The organism is Paraburkholderia metrosideri (assembly GCF_904848625.1).
GTDB lineage: Bacteria > Pseudomonadota > Gammaproteobacteria > Burkholderiales > Burkholderiaceae > Paraburkholderia > Paraburkholderia metrosideri.
In genome coordinates this window covers 156,590-180,077 of the sequence record NZ_CAJHCP010000012.1, presented here as the reverse complement: position 1 = coordinate 180,077, position 23,488 = coordinate 156,590, and the positions used below count along the sequence as shown (strand labels likewise).

Annotated in this window: 17 protein-coding genes; 4 read left to right on the top strand and 13 right to left on the bottom strand. The window is 61.3% G+C overall.

The annotated features are described in order from the left end of the window. The first annotated feature begins 329 nt into the window (after positions 1-329). The 3 genes from LMG28727_RS25680 to LMG28727_RS25670 all read left to right on the top strand — a co-directional run bounded on the left by LMG28727_RS25680 (position 330) and on the right by LMG28727_RS25670 (position 2,515). Positions 330-1,397 carry an OmpA family protein gene (locus LMG28727_RS25680; protein ID WP_201645109.1) on the top strand — a complete coding sequence of 356 codons (1,068 nt, stop codon included), beginning with the start codon at positions 330-332 and terminating at the stop codon, positions 1,395-1,397. Between the two features lie 83 nt (positions 1,398-1,480). Continuing rightward, positions 1,481-2,122, top strand: a complete 642-nt coding sequence (locus LMG28727_RS25675; RefSeq protein WP_201645108.1) for a response regulator transcription factor — start codon at positions 1,481-1,483, stop codon at positions 2,120-2,122. Between the two features lie 18 nt (positions 2,123-2,140). After that, a complete protein-coding gene (locus tag LMG28727_RS25670) occupies positions 2,141-2,515 on the top strand; it encodes an Hpt domain-containing protein (protein ID WP_201645107.1) in 375 nt (124 codons plus the stop codon). Between the two features lie 16 nt (positions 2,516-2,531). On the opposite strand, the gene LMG28727_RS25665 is transcribed toward LMG28727_RS25670, so the two are convergent. The 13 genes from LMG28727_RS25665 to LMG28727_RS25605 all read right to left on the bottom strand — a co-directional run bounded on the left by LMG28727_RS25665 (position 2,532) and on the right by LMG28727_RS25605 (position 14,906). Further along, positions 2,532-3,347 carry a lytic transglycosylase domain-containing protein gene (locus LMG28727_RS25665; protein ID WP_236592342.1) on the bottom strand — a complete coding sequence of 272 codons (816 nt, stop codon included), beginning with the start codon at positions 3,345-3,347 and terminating at the stop codon, positions 2,532-2,534. After that, positions 3,347-4,105: a TadE family protein gene (locus LMG28727_RS25660; protein ID WP_201645106.1), complete on the bottom strand. Its 759-nt coding sequence runs from the start codon at positions 4,103-4,105 to the stop codon at positions 3,347-3,349. Before LMG28727_RS25660 ends, LMG28727_RS25665 begins: the two co-directional genes overlap by 1 nt. Before the next feature lie 98 nt (positions 4,106-4,203). Further along, positions 4,204-4,554: a DUF192 domain-containing protein gene (locus LMG28727_RS25655; protein ID WP_236592340.1), complete on the bottom strand. Its 351-nt coding sequence runs from the start codon at positions 4,552-4,554 to the stop codon at positions 4,204-4,206. Further along, on the bottom strand, positions 4,551-5,432 hold the full coding sequence (locus tag LMG28727_RS25650) for a type II secretion system F family protein (RefSeq protein WP_201645105.1): 882 nt from the start codon (positions 5,430-5,432) through the stop codon (positions 4,551-4,553). The genes LMG28727_RS25655 and LMG28727_RS25650 overlap by 4 nt, the downstream gene beginning before the upstream one ends. Before the next feature lie 4 nt (positions 5,433-5,436). Next, complete coding sequence (locus LMG28727_RS25645; protein WP_201645104.1) at positions 5,437-6,285, bottom strand: type II secretion system F family protein; 849 nt, start codon at positions 6,283-6,285, stop codon at positions 5,437-5,439. A 10-nt stretch (positions 6,286-6,295) separates the two neighbouring features. Beyond that, a complete protein-coding gene (locus tag LMG28727_RS25640) occupies positions 6,296-8,212 on the bottom strand; it encodes an ATPase, T2SS/T4P/T4SS family (RefSeq protein WP_201645103.1) in 1,917 nt (638 codons plus the stop codon). A 21-nt stretch (positions 8,213-8,233) separates the two neighbouring features. Beyond that, the gene (locus tag LMG28727_RS25635) at positions 8,234-9,979 is read right to left on the bottom strand and encodes a type II and III secretion system protein family protein (protein ID WP_201645102.1); all 1,746 of its coding nucleotides are present in this window, start codon (positions 9,977-9,979) and stop codon (positions 8,234-8,236) included. Positions 9,980-9,998: 19 nt separating this feature from the next. Next, positions 9,999-11,126, bottom strand: a complete 1,128-nt coding sequence (gene cpaB, locus LMG28727_RS25630) for a Flp pilus assembly protein CpaB (RefSeq protein ID WP_201645101.1) — start codon at positions 11,124-11,126, stop codon at positions 9,999-10,001. A gap of 19 nt (positions 11,127-11,145) precedes the next feature. Further along, the gene (locus tag LMG28727_RS25625; protein ID WP_201645100.1) at positions 11,146-11,352 is read right to left on the bottom strand and encodes a hypothetical protein; all 207 of its coding nucleotides are present in this window, start codon (positions 11,350-11,352) and stop codon (positions 11,146-11,148) included. Between the two features lies 1 nt (position 11,353). Next, positions 11,354-12,070: a hypothetical protein gene (locus tag LMG28727_RS25620; RefSeq protein WP_201645099.1), complete on the bottom strand. Its 717-nt coding sequence runs from the start codon at positions 12,068-12,070 to the stop codon at positions 11,354-11,356. Next, positions 12,067-12,906 (bottom strand): hypothetical protein, encoded by an 840-nt coding sequence (locus tag LMG28727_RS25615; RefSeq protein WP_236592338.1) that lies wholly within the window; start codon positions 12,904-12,906, stop codon positions 12,067-12,069. Before LMG28727_RS25615 ends, LMG28727_RS25620 begins: the two co-directional genes overlap by 4 nt. A gap of 41 nt (positions 12,907-12,947) precedes the next feature. Beyond that, a complete protein-coding gene (locus LMG28727_RS25610; RefSeq protein WP_201645097.1) occupies positions 12,948-14,588 on the bottom strand; it encodes a pilus assembly protein TadG-related protein in 1,641 nt (546 codons plus the stop codon). Positions 14,589-14,615: 27 nt separating this feature from the next. Continuing rightward, positions 14,616-14,906, bottom strand: coding sequence for a Flp family type IVb pilin (locus LMG28727_RS25605; protein WP_201645096.1), 291 nt, complete (start codon positions 14,904-14,906; stop codon positions 14,616-14,618). Between the two features lie 647 nt (positions 14,907-15,553). Between LMG28727_RS25605 and LMG28727_RS25600 the strand changes: the two genes are divergently transcribed. After that, positions 15,554-23,434 carry a YadA-like family protein gene (locus LMG28727_RS25600; RefSeq protein ID WP_201645095.1) on the top strand — a complete coding sequence of 2,627 codons (7,881 nt, stop codon included), beginning with the start codon at positions 15,554-15,556 and terminating at the stop codon, positions 23,432-23,434. Positions 23,435-23,488 lie beyond the last annotated feature (54 nt).

The following is a 23,488-nucleotide window of genomic DNA, read 5'->3' as shown; positions in this document are numbered from 1 at the left end:
AATGCGCATGCCGCAGCGTGTTTTATGCGCTGCGGCATGCAAGCCTGGTGAACGCGCGGAGTCTCGCCCGTTGCTCTTTTCCCTCTCACACATCGCTTTGCAGCAACCCTCGCTGCATGCGTTCTGTCGCCCTCGATGCGGTGCGGCTGAAGATACTTTTTTGCATCGCACGGCGGGGCAATCACGCAGAGCGGTGACTGCCGCTATTCCACCTGCATCAAGCCGTCGAAGCGTCTGACGGGATTCTAGGATTGCTCCCATTCCTTGGGCATCTACGGGTACTCATACTCAGAGTCCTTTCCAGGACGATGCGCTAGACGCAAACCTCAATGAAATTGCAGCTAACGGCGCTGGTATGCAGTTTGTCCTTAGCCGGTTGTGCAAACCATGCAGCACGTGAACGGCTCGGCATCCAGGATGCGAGCGTGCTGATAACCGGCATTGGTGCCAACCAGAACGAAGCAGCGGGCGCGGCCAACTCACAATGGGTCAACACCTACGCATCGATCGGCAGCAGCCGCAACGCGTTGGCATCGTTGCAAAAGCGGCTCGACCGGTTGCCTGGCGATAAAGACCACTACTTCCACGCCAAAGCCCAATGCTGGATCAAAGCCGCTCAGCAGACGCGCGACTCGCACGACGATTGGGGCTTCGTCGAAGAAGCCATCGGTCAGGCGGCGATGATCACCATGAGCCTCGAGCGAGGCGAGCCACTATCCGCAGCAAATCCCGCGTTACGCACCGTGTCTACTGTGCGCCCCGACCTGTGGAAAATCGTCAACGCCATCAAGGCAGATGCCGCTGTGGTGAACTGTCCCGAAGCGCAACAGCCGCTCGCCTGTGCCGAAGTCGAACTGATGCAGGCTGGACACGATGCATGGATACGCAGTTTCTCCGATGCTGAAAAACGCTTGCCGGCAATTCAGAAGCGCTTGCGCGAGTCAGCAGAGTTGACGTTGCAATGCAAGGTGGCGACGCCAGAGCATCAGGCTCAGGTGTCTGCATCGGCCGAATTGTCGCCACAAAAAATGACACTGCGCGCCGACTCATTGTTCCGTTTTGGCGGCGCGGACAAGCTGGCGATGCTTCCCGCCGGCAAGGTCGAACTGGCCGATCTGGCCGTGCATCTGAAGGCGGTGCCTGTCGGAAGCAAGCTGAAAATTACCGGCTACACCGACCGTCTTGGCGACAACGCCTATAACCAGCGCCTGTCATTGCAACGCGCGCGCACGGTCGAGCAATACCTACGAGGCCACGGCGTGACATTGAAGGTCAGCGTGCAAGGCCGAGGCAGTGAGAATCAACGGGTGGACTGCCGGCAAACGCAGCGCGACGAACTGGTGCACTGTCTTGCGCCGAATCGCCGCGTTGAGCTGGAACTTGCAGGCGCTGACTAGTTAGCAGCGCTATTGCATCGGGGCGGCGCGCAGCGCTACTAACTACTCAATAGCAGCGATAGTTTCACGAGGATAAAAAAAACATGTCGACTATTCTGATTATCGACGACCATCCGGCATTCCGAATGGTCATCAAAATGCAGCTCAAGCAGTTGCTGGGCATCGAAGAAGTGATCGAAGCGGACAACGGCCAGACGGCAGTTGAAATGGCCCGGCAGTTCACGCCGAAACTCGCCATACTCGATCTAGATATTCCGCGTATCAGCGGACTCGATGTGATTCCACGGCTCAAACTTGTTCATCCGCCGATTCGTCTGCTGGTGTTGTCGGGCCACGATCCTGCCACCTTCGCACCGCGGGCAATGCGCTCGGGTGTCCACGGTTTTGTCGGCAAGTCGCAGGAAATGAAGGAGATCATGCGCGGCGTCGAGGCTGTGCTGGCTGGCTACACGGTATTCCCCGTGACGGCAAGCGGAGGTGGCATGGCGCCCAACATCGGCACCGAAGACGACGAAGGTCGCGTGCGGTTGCTGTCTGACAAAGAACTCGTGATCTTGCAGATGCTGTCGAAAGGCATGTCGAATAAGGCTATTGGCGACGCACTGTTTATCAGCAACAAGACTGTCAGTAGTCACAAGACTCGCATCATGCAGAAGCTCGGCGCGAAATCGCTAGTGGAACTCATCGATCTGGCACGCCGCTGCCGGATCGCATCGACGCATTGACGCGAGGACAGTGACGCAATGAACCGTTCCCTGTGCTCCGATGGGGCAAGCCCGTTCCTTGCCATCGCCGCGGAACTGGCCGGTGGCGATCTGAGGGTCGCACGCCGGTTGCTCGAGATGATCGTTGAAACTAACCGCACGACGCTTGTTCTGTTGCGCGACAGTGTCGACGCCAAGGCCTGGGATCTCGCCGCTAACGCTGCGCATCGACTGGCGGGATCAGCCCGTATGCTCGAATGCGACAATCTCGTCACGCTGATCAATGAACTGGAAGCGGCTGCGCGTGCCCGGCAGGATGTCCTGGTCAGTGCACTTTTATCGCAAGTGGTGGGGGCGGTGACCGAGTTCGAAATATCGGTCAAGTTGGCTTTGGGCGTTTCAGTTCAACCTTGACCACGTTGCATCGTCGTCAATAGTCGGCGCCCGAGCCGATCAGCAGCAGCCGCCCCGTCGCGCTCTCCTTTCCTTCCTGTATTGATGCTCCGCCGCCAGCAGTTATCGCTCGGTACCAGTTGTATCGGGCGATGACTTTGGGTACATAGCGCATCGTCTCCGCGTACGGCGGAATCTGTCCGCCATACTTTTGCACGGCGCCTTCGCCGGCGTTGTAGGCCGCGAGCACGAGCGAAAGCTCGCCGAATTGCCGCGTGAGCGCTTTCAGATAACGTGCGCCAGCAGCGACATTCTGGCGGGGATCGAACAGATTGGACGCGCCGTGCTGCTCTCCCGTGCCCGGCATTAATTGCATCAAACCGGTTGCGCCCTTCGGCGATACCGCTCGCGGATTACCACCGGATTCCACATCGATCACTGCCATCAGCAGAGCACTGTCGACATCGGCGACGTGCGCGGCTTCGTTGATGACCGGCGAGAGCGCCATGACACGTGACGCAATCGATTCGGAGGTTTGCTGGATCGCATTGGTGAGCAGCGAGCGGCGTCCTGGCTGGATGACGACCGAGAGACGACTGGCGTCGTCAGACGGGCTGATGTTTTCCGCCGACACGGCTTGCGCCGATTGCACGCTGTTGTCGTTCGCCATGCCGCCGATCATCATCACCACATCTGATTTGGGGTAGGCGCGCACAGTCATGCGCTCGGTGGCTTGCGCGCTATACGGCAGGCAGATACTCGCCGCGATCAGGCCGCCCGCCACCAACAATCGGCTCGGGCAATGCCGATGCACGCCGCGCCATGGAAACCTCGGCTGGCCACGACGTGTCATCAGTTGCCGATGGGGTTCGGTGAGTCGGTCAACGCCGCTGGCCTGAACGGCGATTGCATGCGCACGATTGCTTCCGAATCGATTGAAATCGGCCAGCGGCCTGTTTCGATACCGTCCTTGAGTTGGATCTTGCATAGCTCGTCGCCATTCTTCGGCGAGCCATACGGGTCCCGATCGACCTCGGCCGGTTCACGCGTCAAAATACCGCCGCTGCCGATAATGCCGATCACATTGGTCGCGTAGTAAATCGCCTTGTTGGCCAGCGGAACATACATGTCGTAGCAATAGTGCACATGAATTTTCAGAAGATTGGCATCCTGAATATTGACGTGTGGATCGTTGGGATCCGATTGGCCGTCCGTCGGTACAGAGGGATCGCGATACATCAGCGAATCGTTGGGAATCTCGGTATAGGCGACCTGCTCGTCTGCGTAGTAACGGGGGCGGGCGTAGTCCCTCATGGCCGTCGACGAGGGATTGAGAACCGTGATGATGCTGAACTGGGTGGCATCGACTTGCGCCTTCGCGAGCGCGTTAGCGGCGCCCTCAGCGCTCGCCTGACGCGCGTAAAGCGGCGCGATCCCGCGCGCGAGGCCATTGCGCATTGCCTGCATCGAACCGTGGTTGACCGCCCCCTCGCGCGCGGCTTCCAGCACGGCCACGTCGAGTGTGGATTTCGCCTGATAGAGCAGGACGAACTGCAGTGTGCCGAAGCACACGAACAGCAATACCGGCGCGATGATGATGAATTCCGTCATCGATTGACCGGCTTGGCGGAGTTTGCGTACGCGGTGAGCCCATCCACTGCGACGCGGCGATGACCGCCGGCGTGGCGATTTGAAACCAGAAGAACGGTTCACGGCGCTGCCTCGAAGCGAAGCTGGTCGCCGACAACCAGGCCTAGTTTGCGCGCAGCGCCCGCAGACATTTCCAGAGTGTGAGCCGCGCGAAAGTTGAACAACATGCGCCGCTTACCCACGTCGTGATGAACGGCAACGGCACGCTCGAACCGGTCGAGAAACACCACGTCGATCGCAAAGCGCATGCCGAACGTGTGTACGGATCCGCAGCGTTTGAGCAATAGCGCTTCGCCGGCTGGGAGATGGTCGCGGCCCAGCAGACCGCGCAGCCGTTCCCGCGCGGTTTCCGTCATCGATACCGCGACGCCGGGCTGCTCTCCGCGAACCTGAAGGCGAGCCAGTTTCACAACAGACCCTCCTGAACGAATTTCATCACGATCGGAAACCCCAGCACGATAAACGTGACGGGAAAGATGAACACGAGCAGCGGAAAAACCAGTTTTACAGGTGCTTCCATCGCCTGTTTTTCTGCGCGTTGAAAGCGTTCGGAACGGCGCTGTTCAGATTGAAACCGCAGCGACTTCGCGAGACCCGAGCCCATCCGTTCAGCCTGTACCACCGCGCCGACCAGATTTGTCACCTCCTTGATGCGCAGCCGGTCATCCAGACGACGCAGCGCTTCAGTCCGGTTCAGCCCCGACTTGAGATCGCGCAGCACATGTTCCAGCTCCCACCGTAATGGCCCTGGCGGCCCTTTTTCAATGGCCTTCTGAAGCGCCCCGTTGATGTTCAGTCCGGCTTCGACCGCGAGCGTGAGAAAGTCGAGATAGATCGGCAGATGCTTGAGGATTTGCCCGATGCGGCGGCGCCGCACATCGCGCGTCCAGATACGCGGATAGAAGTAGCCGAGGATCGCTGCGCCGATGAGTACCAGCACGGAAAACAGGCCGAGCGAGAGCATCAGCAGCAGCGCGATCAGCGCCACCATGACCGCGCCGATGACGGACAGCGCAATGAACTGCCGCGCGTTCATCAGGAACGTCAGCGACGTCAGCCGCAGTTGCAGGTCGGTTCTTTCGACCAGCTTCGTGCTGAATCTGTCGCCGAAATGGTGGACCACGAAATTGACGAGCGGCCACAGCGGTCGCAGGGATGCCGGCAGCGGGTCGAGGAACAGGCGATTCTCCTGTGGCACCGCGCCGGACAGCCCGCGTATCGACGTGTAGCCGATGCCGATTACCACGATCAGGCCGACGCTTACAGCAAAAGCAATGAATAGCAGCATAGGGTCACACGTCGATGTTGGTGATCTTCTTGATCGACAGATAGCCGAGGAACTCCATCACGCCGATGACCGCGAGCGTGCCCCAGCCGACTGGCTCGTTGAACAGCGGTGCCATCGCCTTCGGTTCCATAAAACGCAACACGAGCATCAGCAGCAGCGGCAGACAGGTCATCACAATGCCTTGCATGCGGCCTTGCGATGTCAGCGCCTTGATCTTGCCTTCCATCTGCAATTTCTCGCGCAAGGTGCGGGCGACGGACTCCAGCGCTTCCGCGAGGTTGCCGCCGACTTCGCGCGCGATCGTGACGGCGGCCGTCATCATCAGAAAGTCGGGAATCGGGATGCGCTTTTCGACGTTGCGCATTGCGATGTCCATGTCGATGCCCATACGGATCTCGCGCATGAGCAGATCGAATTCCTGCGAGATCGGTGCGGCGGTTTCCTGCACCACGGCTTCCAGCGCGGTCGGAAAACTGGCGCCTGCGCGCAGCGCGCCGGACATCATCAGCAGTGCGTCGGGGAGTTGCTTTTCGAGCGTTTCAATTCGCTTCTGACGCATCCGGGTGATGTATTTTTTCGGCACCATCAACGCGATCGGCACCGACGCCAGTGCAATCAGAATGCTGCGGGTCAGTAAAAAGACTGCGATCGGCAAGCCAATCATCAACGCCATGCTCCACGCGGCCGCTTTCTGCCGGTTCACGAACACGAACGCGTCGGCCAGCGACGATTCGATTTCTCCTGCCATCTGCCGCGAACCGGCCCGCAACGTGGATGTGCCCATGCGCGACACCAGGAACGTCAACGCGAGGCAGCCGACGAACGTCAACGCGAGAATAATGGGAAGACTCATAGCCGGCCTCTCACTCGATCCGCGTAAAAATATCGGTATTCACCGGAATGCGGCGGCGAATCAACTCCTGATAGAAATCGGGGATATAGGCAGTGGGCACGAACTTGCCCTGAATCTTGCCGTTCTCGCCGAAACCTTCTTCCTTGAAAACGAACACGTCTTGCAGCGTGATCACGCCGGATTCCATCCCGCTCACTTCGGTCACGTGCGTCACTCGGCGGGAGCCGCACGAAAAGCGCGACTGCTGCACGATGATGTCGACGGCCGAGCAGATCTGTTCGCGAATCGCCTGCACCGGCAGTTCGAGCCCGGCCATCAGCGTCATCACTTCGAGACGCGCGATACAGTCGCGCGGCGTGTTGGCGTGGGCAGTGGTCAGCGAACCGTCGTGGCCCGTGTTCATTGCCTGCAGCATGTCGAGCGCTTCGCCGCCACGGCATTCGCCGATCACGATCCGGTCAGGGCGCATCCGCAAGCAGTTTTTCACCAGATCGCGGATGTGGACCGCGCCTTTGCCTTCCATGTTCGCGGGCCGCGCTTCGAGCGACACGAGGTTGGGCTGCGACAGTTGCAGTTCCGCCGCGTCTTCGACAGTGACGATGCGTTCGTCGTCGGGAATGTAGTTCGACAGCACGTTCAGCAAGGTGGTTTTACCCGAGCCGGTGCCCCCGGAGATGATGATGTTGGCTCCCTGCTCGACGGCGGTATGCAGAAACTCGAGCATGTCTGGCGACATCGAGCCGAAGCGGATCAGATCCTCGCCTTCGAGCTTTTGCCGCGAGAATTTCCGGATCGTGATGCTGGGGCCTTTCAGCGCGAGTGGTGGAATCACGGCGTTCACACGCGAGCCGTCGGCCAGACGTGCATCGACCATCGGCGAGCTTTCGTCGATGCGTCGCCCAATCGGCGCGACGATCCGCTCGATTGCGCCGAGCACCGCGCGGTCGTCGGTGAAGATGACCGGCGAGCGGGTGAGCCGCCCGTACTGCTCGACAAAAATCTCGTTGTGACAATTGACCATGATTTCCGACACGGTCGGGTCGGCGATCAGTTCTTCGAGCGGCCCCAGCCCGATGATTTCGTCGAACACGCTTTTTTTCAGCGTTTCGAGCGGGATGTCCGTCGAGCTGAACGCGCGGTCGTGATCCAGGATGTCGTCAAGCGCGGCGCTGACGGTCTTGCGCAACTCGTCGTCTTCCATCCGCGCGACGTTCAGACGGCGCAGGTCGAGTGCCGAGATCACTTTCATGTGAGCCTGCTTGCGCAGTTCGATGCCACGCGGGCTGTTGATCGGCGCAACGGTCAACTCGGCGGCGGCTGTCCGCTTCGCGTGCGAGGTGTTGACGCGCAACGGGGCTTCGGTTGCCGGTGCGGTCTGAGTGGGTATGGAGGGCTGTGGCGCACGCGGCTGTTGAGCCGCGACTGCGGCGGTGGATTCGGTCGTGACCGGGTATGACGCCCCGCTCGACGCAGATGCCGTCGCCGGAGCGGCCGCGACGTTCGTGTGTGCCTGCGACGTGCTTGGCTGAGCAGCATTGGCAGCCTGCAGCCCGACATGTTCGGTGTCTGGCTGAGTGGGCGATGCAGGGTTGACGTCAGCGGGCATGCCTACCGGCGCTTGTGCCGCCTGCTGCGCAGACGCGGCACGCTGGATCTTGATCGTCGTCGTGCCGACTTCGATCTGATCCGCTTCGTTCAGCGGCCCATAGCGCGTGATCGGCGAACCATTGACGAGCGTTGCCGTAATGCCGCCCTGGTCTTCCACGTAGTAGGCGCTGTTTTCTCTCACAATGCGCGCCTGCACCTTGCCAACCAGCATTCCCTTGACGACGATATCGCAACTCGCGCTCTTGCCGATCGTACAACCGTGTTCGATCTGGAATGCCTGCATCGGCGTATTGCGCGCATGTATCTGAAGATTGAGCATGTGTTCCTTGGCGAGAGCCGGTCAGTTAGCCGAACTGCCGAGCACGCCGACTTGCTGCGCGGGTACCTTGCCGTTCAAGGCTGATTGCGCGGGGTCGACCGGCATGCCGGATGGAGCAGGAGGTTGCGCGGTGTTGAGCAGACGAAGCGCCTCGGCGACACCTGGCGGCGGCGTGCTCGCGGGTGGCGGCTGCGGCACAGCAGGCGTTGCGGTGGGGTCGGTCGCCTGGCCCGCTTGCACGGCTTGCACTGCTTGCGCCACTTGTTCATGCGCAGGAGCAGACCCCGCGGCGGCCCCTGATACGGGCGCTTCCGGTTGATCGTGCTGCGGAACGTGTGTCGACGATTCCGCCACCGCGGGCGTACTGCGAATAGGTGCGGGAAGCAGTGCCGGCGTCGCTTCGATAGGCTGACGCGGCGCCACCGTGCGTTTCGCCTTTTCTTCGTCCGACAGAAGCGGGCTCGGGTTGCCGTATTCGTTGCGGAAGCTTTCGTCGATCCGGTTGGCGCGTGCCAGCAAGCCCGTATTCGGGTCGAGCGACGGATCGGAGATGACCGGCGTCACGAAGATCACCAGATCGCTCTTCTTCGCGCGGAAGCTGTCCGACCGGAACAGCTGACCGATGATCGGCAACTTCCCGAGAAATGGCATGCCGTTACTGTCGTTGGCGGCGTCGGCGCTGACGAGGCCGGAGATCGCGAGGGTCTCGCCCGCGCGCATCGAAATATCGGAACTCGTGTTGCGGGTCAGGAAACCGGGCATGCCGCCATAGGTGACGGACGGATCGATCTGACTGATCTCGGTAGTCAGATGCGCGGAAATGATGTTATTCGCGTCGACCACGGGGACGATGTTCAGTTTGATCCCGTAGTCCTTGTACTGGACATTGGTTGTACCAAGCGCACCCGCTTGCGGAATCGGAATCTGGCCACCAGCCAGGAAACTCGCGGTGCCGCCGCTCTTCGTATTCAGCTCGGGCGTGGCGAGCACGAATGCGTCGCCATTGGCAACGGCAAAATTGATACGCGACGTGATGTTCGACGCGATACCCGCGAGGAAGTAACTGGTGCCCGCTGTCGCGGCCGTTGCTGCGCCGGTCGCGGCGCTGATCGCGCCGCCTATCTGCGGCCCATTGAACGTGCTGTCCCACGCAATGCCAAGTTGTTTTTGGGCAGTGCGCGTGACCTCCATGATCTGCACCTTGAAGTGCACGGTCTTTCTGAGCGCCTCGCCTTCATCGGCTTTGGTGGTGTCGATGACATTCGGCATGTCTTGCGTGGCAGACTTGATGATCGGCAGCATGTCGCTATGCACGACACCGGACAACACGATGTTCGAGCCGATTGCATCGATCTGGAGCCCGGTGACGGGCTTCAGCACCGCGCGCAACTGTTGCAGTGACGCATTCACTTCCGACCTGGCAATGCGAACCGTGGTTTGCAGCGCGATACCTTTCTCCGTCCAGACGACGAGGGACGTAATGCCGTCATGCTCGCCCAGCAGCATCAGGCTGCCGTCGACGACATTCGCAGTCAGCAGCTTGCCGTTGCCGATGGCGATCCGCTTGATCGTGCCGTGAATCGGCAGGATACGGACCTCGCCGCGAAACATTTCCAGCACGCGAGCGCTGTCGGACGCGTTGGCGGTTGCTGTGGGATAGGCGGCCTGAGCGAGTGCGGCCGGAGCGGCCTCGCATAGCAGCATGCCGATAAGGACGGACAGCAGAATCCGTTGACGCAGTCGCGCCGGGTTGTGTTTGACTTTCATGGTGTGAAACATGGACTCGCTACTGTAGTTGCGGCGACGTGCTCGGCGCGACGGCGTTCTGCAATTGTTGGGCGATGGCGTTGGCCTGCTCATAGAGACTCGGCTGCGGCTGCGGCTGCGGCTGAGTCTGTGGCGAAGCGGCTGCGCCCGGAAATGGGTTGGCCGAAGCTTGTCCGGCGGCTGGCGCGTTTTGGGCAGACGTTGACGATGTGGCCGGGCTGACGATCAGACTCGTGTTATTCGCACCGCCGCCTGTAATGAGTTCGACCACCTGGCGTGACGGAGCCGTGCTATTCGTGGTGGATGTCGTTGAGCCTTGAGCGGGGTCCATGAACACGTCGTTTTCCTGCACGAGCGATGGCCCTTCGCTGCCCTTGTCGCCGGAATTGCGCAAAATGAGGCGCAAGCCGCCAATCTTCTGCGCGAGCGCGATACGTGCCACGTCCTCTACCGGCACTTGCAGCGTGACTGTGCTGTAGCCGACGCCTTGCTGCCGGCTCATCGCGCTGCTGTTCGGGTTCGTTTGATCCTGCTGCCCGGCTTCGCCCGCGTCGCGCGGACGCAGATCCTGGCCGGTCGCGAGGACCAGCACGTCGGGCATCAGCAGTTGCGCGACTTTTCTGTCGTCAGACGCGCGGTCTTCGTGGAATGTCTTGCCGAGCCAGTACAGATCGACCCGATTGCCGGGGCGCAGCAGCAGCGCCGTCGAGTTGACCGTGTCGATTTCCACCGTCAGCGCGCGTTGTCCCGGTGGCAGCATGTCCGAAAAGTCGCGGCCGCTTAGTGCGTCGACGTCGGCGGCACGTAATGGCAGGCCGCGGCGCAACGGTTTGACGAGATGCGAAGCGCGGTATTTCGGAAAATCCTCGGGACGAATCATGTCGTCATAGACCATGTCGGTCGGGATCTCACGCGCGACGAACACGCTGCTCGACAACGGCGTGCCGACAGGCGCGTCGCTTGACGGTACGACGACCTGGACGCCACTACGGGTGCTCCGTGCTGTGATGTCGGCCTTGAGCTTGCTCTCGCGGTCGTTCAGGTACTTGTAGAGAAGAAACGTGAGACCGCCCGCCACCACAATAGCGAGGAATAGCAATACCCATGAGTTCGTGAATAACGAGCGGAGGTTGATTTTCTTAAGCATGACTTTCGACCGCTGACGGTCAGGGAAGCGAGAGGGTGAAGCTGTAAGCGCTAAAAAACGACTTCAAGCCGGAGGTGAGCGCGACGAGCGGCGCAATGTCGTCACCGGCGGCCAGCAGCAGAATGCCGATCAGTGCCGTGGTGACGACGAGGTACTCCGCATAAGCTTGGCCACGCTGCCGCTGAAGGCGTGTTGCGGATAAACGGAAACGTCCAGGGTGCTGCATCTCAACGGCTCCTGGTTGCATGAATGGTCGCGACGGTCGCGTCGCCGCGACCCGAAAAACTCACATCGAGGTTGTCGCTGCCGTGCTGCATGGCAAACGCGGCGCCTTGAATCGTGCTACCCGTGGACTGGTAGTCCGGCTGATGGCCGACGCTTACCCACCCTCGCGCGGCGAGGCTGTTGCGGTAACGCTGCGCGTTCCATCGCGGCTCCCCTGGCATATCGAGCAGCCATGTGCGTCCTGTTTGGCCCGGGTCGCGGCTTTCCACGTCCGACAGAACCTTGCTGTCTTCCGGCAGCGGAATACTGGACGCTGGAATGCGGTGATCGGCCTCGCCAGTGCCGAGTTGGATCACACTCATGAGTCCGCGTGTGTAGGCCGCATTCTGTTGACGCGGGATGCTGAGCACATAGAGGCAGCCGCCATCCAGGGCGCTGAGCAGCATTCCTGATGAATCGGCTCTTCCTTTCGCGGGCACGTCCTCGCGGGTCCAGAATTCCCGGAAAGCATTCGACACGTCGTTGGTCGTGCCGGCGAACTGCATACCGACTAGCGACGTGGGCACCCCGTTCACGATCATGTCGCGACCAATAGCCTCGCTGCTGTGTGGCGACACTGGCACTCTGTTGCATGCGCTGCCGGCCACTGCCAGACCAGTGCCGCCGACCAATGCACCAGCAAGACAGACAGCGCGCGTCAGATGATGGAGATGTTTCATTGGCTCAAACGGTTGGGTGGTACAACGTCTTGCCGCACACGGCCGAATTCGAGCGTTGAAATTTCGGGGGCGTACTTTTTCATCCCGAGATATCGGTCGGACGGCACCACCGTCGCGTTGGCGGCGCCCACGGCCTGGCTAAACAGCGCCTTGTTGCGAGCGGAACCGTCCGGCATCCAGGTGTTGGTCATCAGCACGTTTGTATCCGAAAAGGTGAGGCCGCCGAATGCGGGCAGTAAGTTGTCCTTGGGCCAGAGTCGCTTGAGTACTTCGTTGTTCTGGCCGACCGAAATGCTGACGGAGCCCGATTGGAGCGTGCGGGTTGGCAGGTTCAGCCGGGTCTTGAACGGCGCCACGTCGACAGTTGGAATGGACCATCTGGCGAGGGCGCCCATGTCGTTACTGCTGTCGGGATCGGCGCTCGAAGCGGTTCCCACGGTGACGGCCGCTTCGGACGCCAACAAAGGATTGCCGCCGTGGTCTTTCCACATGGCCGGCAGAACGGCCGCAAGCTGGGTGTCTTTACGATCGCCCGATGACAGAAGCGCGCGGTCGCTGACAATCACACGTTGCATCACTTCATCTTTTAGTTCGGCATCGGTTTTGCTGACGGACAACGCCGAGTCGCCGTATGCACGCGACCAGCCCTCGGTCGTGCCGGAGTCGCTGGCGAGCGCTTTATTGATGTCGCCGTCGGTCCACACCGTGCGTTCCCACGCGACGTAGCGCGAGCTCATCAGCGCGCGGTTACGCACGTCGTTGAACTTGCCGAGCATGACGATGGCGAGCAGCAGAACGCCCATGACCGCAGTCATGGCGACGACGAATTCCACCATCGCCTGGCCGGCTTGCGTGCCGGCTTTTACGCGGACTGGTTTCATTGCGCGGCTACCTCCGAGGCGGCGGGAATCTGGCCTGCCCAGGCGGCCGTACGCTCATCGGTACTGACGGGTGCGAGGGAAGCCTGCCAATACGGGCTGAACAGGTTCGGATATTCGGTCTTATGATCGGCGCGAGCCCATTGGTCGGCGTTCATTAGCCTGCCTAACATCGAACTGTTCGACCCGGTTTCATCCGGGCGCACGAAGTAGGCGCTCGCGCTCGACAATGCGCGCATGACGCCCCCCGCGCCGTTGTTGTCGATCTGCAGCCGGCCACCGCCCTTCAGGCGCTCGGTTTTCACCAGCGAGTCGACGTTGCGTGTCACTTCAATCGTGATGCGTGGCGCGCGGTTACCGAACTGGACGCCGTCCACTTCCTGATAAGGCAGCAATCCTCCGTTCAGCGGATCGAGCGAATTGCCGGGGCCGACCGAGAATGCTTTCGCCATTGCGTCGGGCACCCCCTGGCCGGGATTGAGCGGAACATCCTGGCCGAGGCCGGGAGGTCTGCTTGCCCGGTAGCCGAAGTTGTAACAGCCGCCGTAGCCTTGCCAGTCCTGCCATGCTGCAAACGGCGGCCGGCTCATGAAACTCGTGATGTTTCCGTTGCTGCTGCCGCCATAGCCGGCAATCGCTTCGATCGGTCCGAGACAACTGACTTTCAGGTGCGCGGTACTCGCGTCGATGGATTGCCAGCCTGCTTTGTCGTTACGAAGCTGCGTGCCGCCGTCGTGCGTCACGGTGATGGTGAACGTGCTATTGGGACCGCATATCTTGTCGGCGGTGGAGTTCAGTTGCTGGAAATTGGGCGCGACACTGCGTATTGACGCGCGATTCTTGACGAAACAGTCGAGACTATCCGGCCCGGTGGTTTGCGGACACGTGCTTGCATCAGGTCCCGGGGACGTCACCACGTCGGCGAAGTTGTCTCGGGCAACCACGACGTCGGGAGGGGGCGGAGCGCTCGGAATGATAGTCGCCGTGTACGAGGCCCATGCTGCGAGTTGAGCCGCATTGCGAGGGCCAGTGAAATAGCCGCTCGTCACGTGCGTGTCAGGCTGGTTGATCTGCGCAACGGCGTCCGCCGTATCGGGCACGACGGTGATCATTTGCGCGTGATAGTTGGCCTGCGCCACGCTCAGTTCGCGGTTCAATGTGCCAATGTTGCGTGCCACGGTGGGCAGCAATGCATCTAAAGCTGCGCGCACGGGCGCGATGTCGGCCTTGCCGATCTGTTTGGGGGCGGTCCACAGCGCCGGGTTGTCGGCGAAATCGTTGACCGTCCTGTCGAGTTCGAGCGAAGTTTTTGGATCGGGGTCCGGTGGTGAGTAAGTGGTGTCGAGTTCGTCGATCCATGACTTCAGCGCGACCACCTGGGCAGCCGTGACCTGATTGGCGACCATCGCGCGGTTCGTATAGGCGGAGAAGTTGTAGTCGCGCGCCTGCAGCACGGCCGCGCTGTAGGCAGCTGCGTCGGCCGTGTTCTGAAGCTTGATCTTCGCGCTGCTCATCTGGAAGGAATTGAACGCTACATAGAGGCCTATGCAGCCAACCAGAAGAAACATCAGTGCAGGGACCAGCGCCTGCCCGCTAGCGCTGGCGACCCTGGCCCTGCCCTTGCGGGCAGAGCGGTTCATGATGGATATGGCGATACGTTGAGAAGCTTAATTGCCACCGCCGCCGACGTTGTTGCTGTCGTTATACGTACCCATGTTCTTTGTCTTGTTCGCGTTGTCCGTTGCGTTGGTCGCGTTGGTTTGCGCCGTCGAGATGTTCGTTGCGGCGTCCTGACCGGACATTTCTTTGGCCAGACCCGCAGTCTGATTCCGCAGCGTTTGACCAAATAGCGAATACACACCGATAGCGGACACGGCAATTAGCGCGACGATAATGATGTATTCCGTCATGCCCTGACCGAGTTGCTTATTTTTGCGCCGAATTTGTGAAATTTTCATAAGCTCTGTTGGATAACTAATACGTAAGAGATTGGTTGCTGGACACAACTGTGCAGTTTTGTCACGTTTTGACAAAAAATAGGAATTTAAAAAATCTTGCTAAAACGCACGAGCAACAGTGTCGATGCGAAGTATAGAAATGGATCTATCTTACAAACGACGGAAACGTCCGAATCTCTACGGCGTAATTCCTCACGCTTATCAGAGTTAAAAGAGCGGTGCGAAATTAAAGCAGGGGCAAAAGAGAGCGCACGTAAGCGCCGGTGCTGTCGGGCCGCATCCGCCGACCATCAGTCATTTACCTTCTATCACGAGTTTCCTCGTTTCCGTCAACGCAATTCTGTTGCAAACAGGCGACGGTAATCAGGAATTGGCGCAAAGTTCACCTGATTAACGAATTCGCTCAAATCCAAGCTGGGCACGGTAAAAGCCCGTGACTACGATTTCTCAGGCGATTGTTCGGACATTTCCTACATGGTTTCCGCATTCCCTGATGTTTAGGGATAAAGCCGGCAGTTAGATTTGCGACGCGTGAAAAACTTTGGGTCGAGCCTTTAGGTGCCGGCCAGTTTTTTTTGCGGGAAGCGTGTGCGCACGATTTCTCAAATCGAACTGCAAGCGGGGCTTGCCCTCTATTTAGGGAATTTATGAACAAGTCGTATATCAGCATCTGGAACGACGTATCCGGAACCTGGGTGGCTGCACCCGAAACCGCCCGAACGGGCGGTGGTGCGGGGACGATCTCCTCGCGTGAGATCGTGTCGGGCAATGACATGACGAGCCGGCCGGCCACTCCGCTCAAGGCTGCTTTCGTCCCGATTGCCATGGCTCTCGGCGCGGTGATGTTGCCGGGTTCGGCAGCGGCACAGGTCAGGCCGGGTGCAGGCGGTCTCGAGTTGTGTGCGGCGCCGATCGGTTCGTCAACCGTGCTCGGGTCTGCCTACGGGTCGGCGGGGTACGCTATCGGCGCCGTTTACTGTGCTCCGGACTCCAACGGCAACCTGTCGTTTTCGCTGAACAACTCGAGTAACCCTGTGGGTGCCGAGGGCTACGACAGCGGCTCGATTTCGGCTCGCGTCGCCGGTTATTCGGACGGCCGGATCCTGATTCAAGGCTCGGGCGGCATTTCGATGATCGGCCAGGTCAACATGAATGGCTACAAGATCGGCAATCTGCAGGCTGGCAGCGTAACGTCCGGAAGCGGCGACGCGGTCAACGGCGGCCAGCTTTATGAGTACACCCGATATTTCAAGGCGAACTCGTCTTCGGCCGATCCGTCTTCCGACGCAGCGGCTACGGGTGCCAACTCGGTGGCGACCGGTGCATTCGCGAAAGCGACCGGTGCCAATTCGGTAGCGTTCGGCGCGAACGCCCGCGCGTTGGTCACCAATTCGGTGGCACTCGGCGCGAACTCGGTGGCAAGCCGTAGCGACTCCGTGTCGGTGGGCTACCTGTCGGCAGACGGCAAGTCGCAGTACACGAGACAGATCACCAACGTCACTGCCGGCGCAGCCGGTACGGACGCGGTCAACGTCGATCAGCTGAACGCCGCCATCGCGAGCGTCAACGGTACGGGTAACGGCATCATCGCCGATAACCCCGTCGGCTATGACAGCCCGGCAGCGGACATGATTACGCTGAAGGGCACGAACGGCACCAGGATCACGAATGTGAAGACTGGCGACGCGTCGTCCGAATGGAGTACCGACGCTGTCAACGGCGGGCAGCTGTACGAGACGAACCAGAAAGTGGCGGGCGTGGCGGATAACGTCGCGAGTGTGTCGGACGACCTCGACGGCGTGAAGAGCACGGTCAACGACCTCGTGAAGAACGGGCTGGCTGGCTCGCCGCTCGTGGTGGGCTACGATTCTACCGACCGCGACAAGGTCACACTCGGCGGCGTGGAAGGCACGAAGCCGGTCTCGCTGACCAATGTGGCGAAGGGCGACGTCTCTTTTGCGAGCAGCGACGCAGTCACGGGTGCGCAGTTGTTCCAGACGAATGAAGACCTGGCCGCACTCTCGGACTCGGTGAACTACGCTGTCGGCAGCTTCCTGATGCGGGGTGCTAACTACTTCTCGGCCAACTCGAATGAACTCGATTCGTCGGCGGAAGGCAATGAGACGGTGGCGATCGGCGGCGGCTCGGTCGCAACGGCAGACAACTCGGTCGCGCTGGGTTCGGGTTCGCTGGCCGATCGCGAAAACGCGGTGTCGGTTGGTGCACGTGGGGCAGAGCGTCAGATCATCAACGTGGCAGCCGGCGACATCTCGTCGGCCAATAGCACCGACGCAGTCACCGGCGGGCAACTGTACGAGACGAATGCCAACCTCGCCAACCTGACGGACAACGTGAATTACGCTGTCGGTGCGTTCCTCGAGCGTGGCGCAAACTATTTCGCGGCGAACTCGAACCAGCCTGATTCGTCGGCTGCGGGCGATGACTCGGTCTCGATCGGCGGTGGGTCCGTTGCATCGGCGAACAACTCGGTTGCACTGGGTTCGAACTCGCTGGCGGACCGTGAGGATGCTGTGTCGGTCGGCGCTGCCGGTGCGGAGCGGCAGATCACCAATGTGGCGGGCGCGACGCAAGACACCGACGCGGTTAACCTCGCTCAGTTGAAGCGGGCAATTTCCAATGCTTCGATCGGTAGTGGTCCCGGGGCAGTCAACGCAGTTGCCTACGACTCAGACGCCCACGACTCGCTAACGCTTGGCGATCTTGACGCCTCTGCACCGGTTGCGTTGAAAAACGTGGCCGCTGGCAAGGTCGGGGCGGGCAGCACGGACGCAGTGAACGGCGGCCAGCTGTACAACACGGCCGACAGCATGGCCAAGGCACTCGGCGGCGGCTCGACGGTCAATCCGGATGGCACGGTTTCGGCACCTGGCTACACGGTTAGCGGCACCACCTACGACAATATGGGCGACGCGCTGAGCGCGATCAACGGCGCAGCGGGCGATCTGGTCGGCGCAGCGAAGTACGTCAAGGTCGTATCGACGCTGAACGCGGCACTCGCAAGCGGCGACGAATCGGTAGCGGTTGGCGGCGGTGCGAGAGCGACCAACACCCGCACGCTGGCAATCGGTACGGGCGCAACCGCAGCGTTCGAGAACTCGACGGCAATCGGCGTGAACGCTACGACGGACGCAGCGAATACGGTCTCGTTCGGCAGCCGCGGCGCGGAAATGCGCCTTACACACATCGCCGACGGTATCGATCCGAACGACGCGGTCACGATGGCGCAGCTCGACGCGCTCCAGGTTCAACTGGCTGGCGTGCAGCCGTCCAGCGGTGTGAAGTCGATGCTGGCGGGCGCGGCTGCCCCCGTGACCAGTTACATGGCAGTGAGTTCGCAGGTGACTGGCGGGTCGAACACGTCCGCGTCAGACGATCTGAATGCCATGGCGATCGGCCCGGTGGCGACGGCGATTGGGGAGAATGCACTCTCCGTGGGCGCCCGTTCTGCGGCATCCAGCAATAACTCCACCGCAGTCGGCGCAGGCGCTGGTGCGCTCTCGCTGAATTCCACCGCGATTGGTGCAAGTGCGACCGTGCAGGCACTATCGGACAATTCGGTGTCCATCGGCTACAACACGCGTGCTAGCGCATTCAACACGTTGGCGCTGGGTGCGAACGCCGGTGCTGCAAGTGCCGGATCGGTTGCGATTGGTTACGGCGCGTTTGCCGGTCAGGCTGGTACCAACGGTCTGGCGCTCGGTTCGAACACGTCGGTTAGCGCGGTCAATGGCGTGGCGATCGGTTATGCGGCACTGGCTGACCGTGCCAACGCTGTGTCGGTGGGTAACAAGTCGCGTCAGAGCCAGATCATTAACATGGCGGCCGGCACTGCCGGCACCGATGCGGTCAACGTCAACCAGTTGTCGAGTCTGGCCGATGCGATCGGCGGCGGCGCGGGCGTGAATCCGGACGGTACGATCCGTAAGCCGAGCTTCACGGTGGGCAGCCAGACCTTTAGCGATGTCGGCGCGGCTATCGCAGCGTCGGTTGCCGAGGGTTCGGCCTCTGCTGTGCAATACGACAACCCCGAACACACCAGGTTGACTCTGGGTGGCACGGACGCATCCGAGCCGGTTACGTTGGCGAACGTGGCGGATGGCGTGGCAGATAACGATGCTGTCAACGTCGGTCAGCTCAAGCAGATGGGCATGGGTGTCGATGCCGACGGCAATGTGACGAACAGCTTCGTTGCGTACGACGACACGTCGCTTGGCGCGATCACGCTGAAGGGTGCGGACGGCACGAAGATCTCGAACCTGAAAGCGGGCGACCTCACGGCGACGAGCCAGGACGCGGTCACGGGCGGCCAGTTGTTCGAAACGAATGCGAACGTTGCCAATGTCGCTGCCGATCTGGCGGACGCCAAGGGCGAAGTGGCGAACGTCACCAACACGATCAACAACATCGTGACCGACGGTGCCGGCATCAAGTATTTCCACGCCAATTCGACGCTCGACGATTCGACGGCAACCGGTGCCAACGCGGTGGCGATCGGTGCCGCGGCGAACGCATCGGCGGACGACGCGGTGGCGCTGGGTTCGAACTCGGTCGCCGACCGTGCTAATACGGTGTCGGTGGGTGCGCTCGGCGCTGAACGCCAGATCGTCAACGTGGCCAGTGGTACGAAGGGTACCGACGCGGTGAACCTGTCGCAGCTGCAGGCGCTGGGCGCAAACGTCGATGAAAATGGTGCGGTCACGAATAGCTTCGTCGCCTACGACAATCCGGAAAAGAGCGCGCTGACGCTCGGCGGTCTGGGCGCCAATACGCCAGTTCTGCTGACGAATCTCGACAAGGGCAAGGTTGCCGAATCGAGCAGCGACGCGGTGACCGGTGGGCAGCTATACAACACGGCGAACTCGATCGCGGACGCATTGGGTGGCGGCGCAGCGGTGGCTGACGGTACGCTGTCCAAACCGTCGTATGTCGTGTCGGGCACGACCTACGGCAGCGTCGGCTCGGCGCTGGACGCGGTGGATAGTCAGATTGGCCAGATCGGCTCGGCGTTGGGCACGGTTGGCGATCAGATCAACCAGATCAACACGAACTTCTCCACCAACCTGAAGTACGTGAAGGTGGTGTCGGAATCGGGCTCGGCATTGGCGAGCGGCGTCGAGTCAGTCGCGATCGGCGGGAATGCGATGGCGAGCGGAGACCACGCGCTGGCAATCGGTGCAGGCGCGAATGCGACCTTCCTCAACTCGGTGGCGATTGGCGTGAACTCCATCGCGGACGGAGACAATACGGTGTCGGTGGGTTCGCGTGGTGCAGAAAAACGCATCACCCACGTCGCCGACGGTATCGATCCGAACGACGTGGTCACCATGTCCCAGTTGGACGCGCTGCAAGCGCAACTGTCTGGCGCGGCACCGACTAGCGGCGTCAAATCGATGATGCAGAGCGCGTCGGCGGTGACGGGCTTTATTGCCGTCAGCTCGAAGGTGACCGGCGGTAGCAACACGACCGCTTCGGACGATCTCAATGCCATGGCAATCGGCCCGGTGGCTTCGGCGATTGGCGAGAACGCGCTTGCCATTGGCGGCCGTGCTGGTGCGGGCAGCAACAACTCCACGGCAGTCGGCGCGGGCGCGGGTGCGTTGTCGGTGAACTCGACTGCGATTGGTGCAAGCGCAAGCGTTCAGGCACTGTCGGACAACTCCGTGTCCATCGGCTACAACACACGTGCCGCCGCGCTCAACACGCTGGCCTTGGGCGCTTACTCCGGCACCTCTGCTGCCGGCGGTGTGTCGATCGGTTACAACGCGTTCGTCGGTCAGAGTGCGTCTAACGGTCTGGCGCTCGGTTCGAATACCTCGGTGAGCGCAGCCAACGGCGTGGCGATTGGTTACGCAGCCGTGGCTGATCGTGCCAACGCAGTATCGGTGGGTAACAAGTCGCGTCAGAGCCAGATTATCAATGTCGCTGTGGGTACCGAGAATACCGACGCGGTGAACCTGGGTCAGGTGCGAGACATGCTTGGCAGCCTGTCGGGCAGCGGTTCGCTTGACGGCGTCTCCTATGACACGGCGGCACACGACGTGTTGACGCTTGGCGGAACAACTAACCCGACGCCGGCAGTGAAGCTCAGGAACGTGGCAGCAGGCGCGGTAGGGTCAACCAGCACCGACGCAGTCAACGGTTCGCAGTTGTACAACACGGCGAGCAGCGTGGCCGCGGCACTGGGCGGGGATGCGACGGTTGGCGCGGACGGCAAGGTGTCCAAGCCGACCTACACGGTGGGCGGCAAGACCTACAGCGACATTGGCTCAGCCCTGGTTGCAGCAGCGGACGGTAATGGCGGTGCAGCGTCGCCTGAAGCGGTGAACTACGACACGCCGGCGCACGACAAGCTGACGTTGGGCACAGCCAGCAAGCCGGTGACGTTGTCGAACGTGGCAGCCGGTGTCGCCGGTAACGACGCGGTGAACGTTGATCAGCTCAAGGCGATGGGCGCGACCGTCGACGGCAGCGGCAAGGTGTCCAACGCGTTCGTCGCTTATGACGATACGACCAAGGGCAAAGTCACGCTCGGCGGCATCGGTGCAAGCGTGCCAGTGACGCTGACGAACGTTGCGGCGGGCCAGGTGAGCGGCAGCAGCAAGGACGCAATCAACGGTTCGCAGCTGTACAACACGGCTAGCAGCGTGGCCGCGGCACTGGGCGGCGATGCGACGGTAGGGGCGGACGGCAAGGTGTCCAAGCCGACCTACACGGTGGGCGGTAAGACGTTCAGCGACATCGGCGCGGCCTTGGTCGCGGCGGCGGACGGCAACGGTAGCGGCGGTGGATCGTCGCCCGAAGCGGTGAACTACGACACGCCGGCACACGACAAGCTGACGTTGGGCACGGCCAGTAAGCCGGTGACGTTGTCGAACGTGGCAGACGGCGTAGCCAGCAACGACGCTGTGAACGTTCAGCAGCTCAAGGCAATGGGCGCGAACATCGGCAGTGACGGCAAGGTCTCCAACGCGTTCGTCGCGTATGACGACGCGTCGAAGGGGCAGGTCACGTTCGGCGGCGCAGGTGCATCCATGCCGGTCATTCTGACCAACGTCGCGCAGGGCCAGATTACGTCGGGCAGCAGGGACGCAATCAATGGTTCGCAGCTGTACAACGCGATGGCCAGCGCGGCGGACGCTATGGGTGGCAACTCGAAGGTGACGGCGGACGGCAAGCTCACCGCGCCGGCGTACACACTTGATGGTCAGACTTTCACCGGCGTGAACTCCGCGCTCGACGCGCTTAACGCGAAGATCGGCACCGACGGTGACGTCAATGGTGTGGTGTACGACACGTCCGAGCACGACAAGCTGACGCTGGGCGGCAGCAATGCCACGAAGCCGGTCACCCTCGCCAACGTAGCCGACGCCACGGCCGACGACGAAGCAGTGAACCTGAAGCAATTGAAGGCCGCTGGCCTCAGCTTCGATTCGGATGGCAACGCGACCAACCCGCTCGTCTCCTATGACGATGCAGGCCGCCGCACGCTGACCTTCGGTAATGGCGTCGATCCGACCCAGTTGAAGAACGTCGCAGCGGGTTCGGCTCTGACTGATGCGGTCAACGTCGGGCAGATGCAGAACTATGTCTCCGACTACGTCGACCAGCATGGCGGCGGAAGTGGTTCGGGCAATGGCAATGGCAACGGCAATGGCGGCACGGCAAACGGCGTTGCCTACGACGATGCATCGAAGAGCAGCGTGACGCTGGGAGGCGGTGACGCCACCGGCCCGGTCAAGCTGTCGAATCTGGCAGACGGTGATACGGCGTCGGACGCAGTGACGTACGGGCAGTTTTCGAGTCTCCAGGACCGCGTGAACAACATCGCCAATGGCGACTTGGGTGAGAGCGGCGCATACGTCAACATCGGCACGCCGTCCGGCACCGATGGCGGCGTAGCCGCAGTCGCTTCCGGCGCGGATTCGATCGCGCTGGGCAATGGCGCGAAGGCAACCGGCGTCGAGTCGATTGCAATCGGCAAGAACGCGGTGACGGCGGGTGACAACGCGGTCGCGATGGGTTCGGGCGCGTCGGCGCAAGGTGCAAACTCGGTGGCGCTCGGCAACGGCGCAACGGCTCCGAATGTCAATTCGGTCGCGCTCGGTGCCGGCTCCACGACGGATCGCGATAACTCGGTCTCAGTGGGTACCGCTGACCTGCAACGTCAGCTCACCAACGTCGCGAACGGTACGCAGGCAACCGACGCCGTCAACCTTGGCCAGTTGCAGCAGTCCATGGGCAACATGAATGCCCAGATCAACAACGTTGATCGCAGCGCTGCCAAGGGTATCGCGTCGGCGTCGGCGTTGAATGTCGTCACGCCGTATCTGCCGGGACGCACCACGTTGAACGCAGGTATCGCCAACTACCGTGGCTTCCAGGCTGTCGGTCTGGGCGTGTCCCGCTGGAACGAGAAGGGCACGATCAACTACAACCTTGGCGTGTCTTCCTCGGGCGGCAATAGCACCATCGTTCGCGCTGGTATCGGCATCGTCCTCGGCAACTAAGCAATCGCCCCGGAGCCTTGAACAAAGGCTCCAGACGTTAGCTGTCTGGGTCGC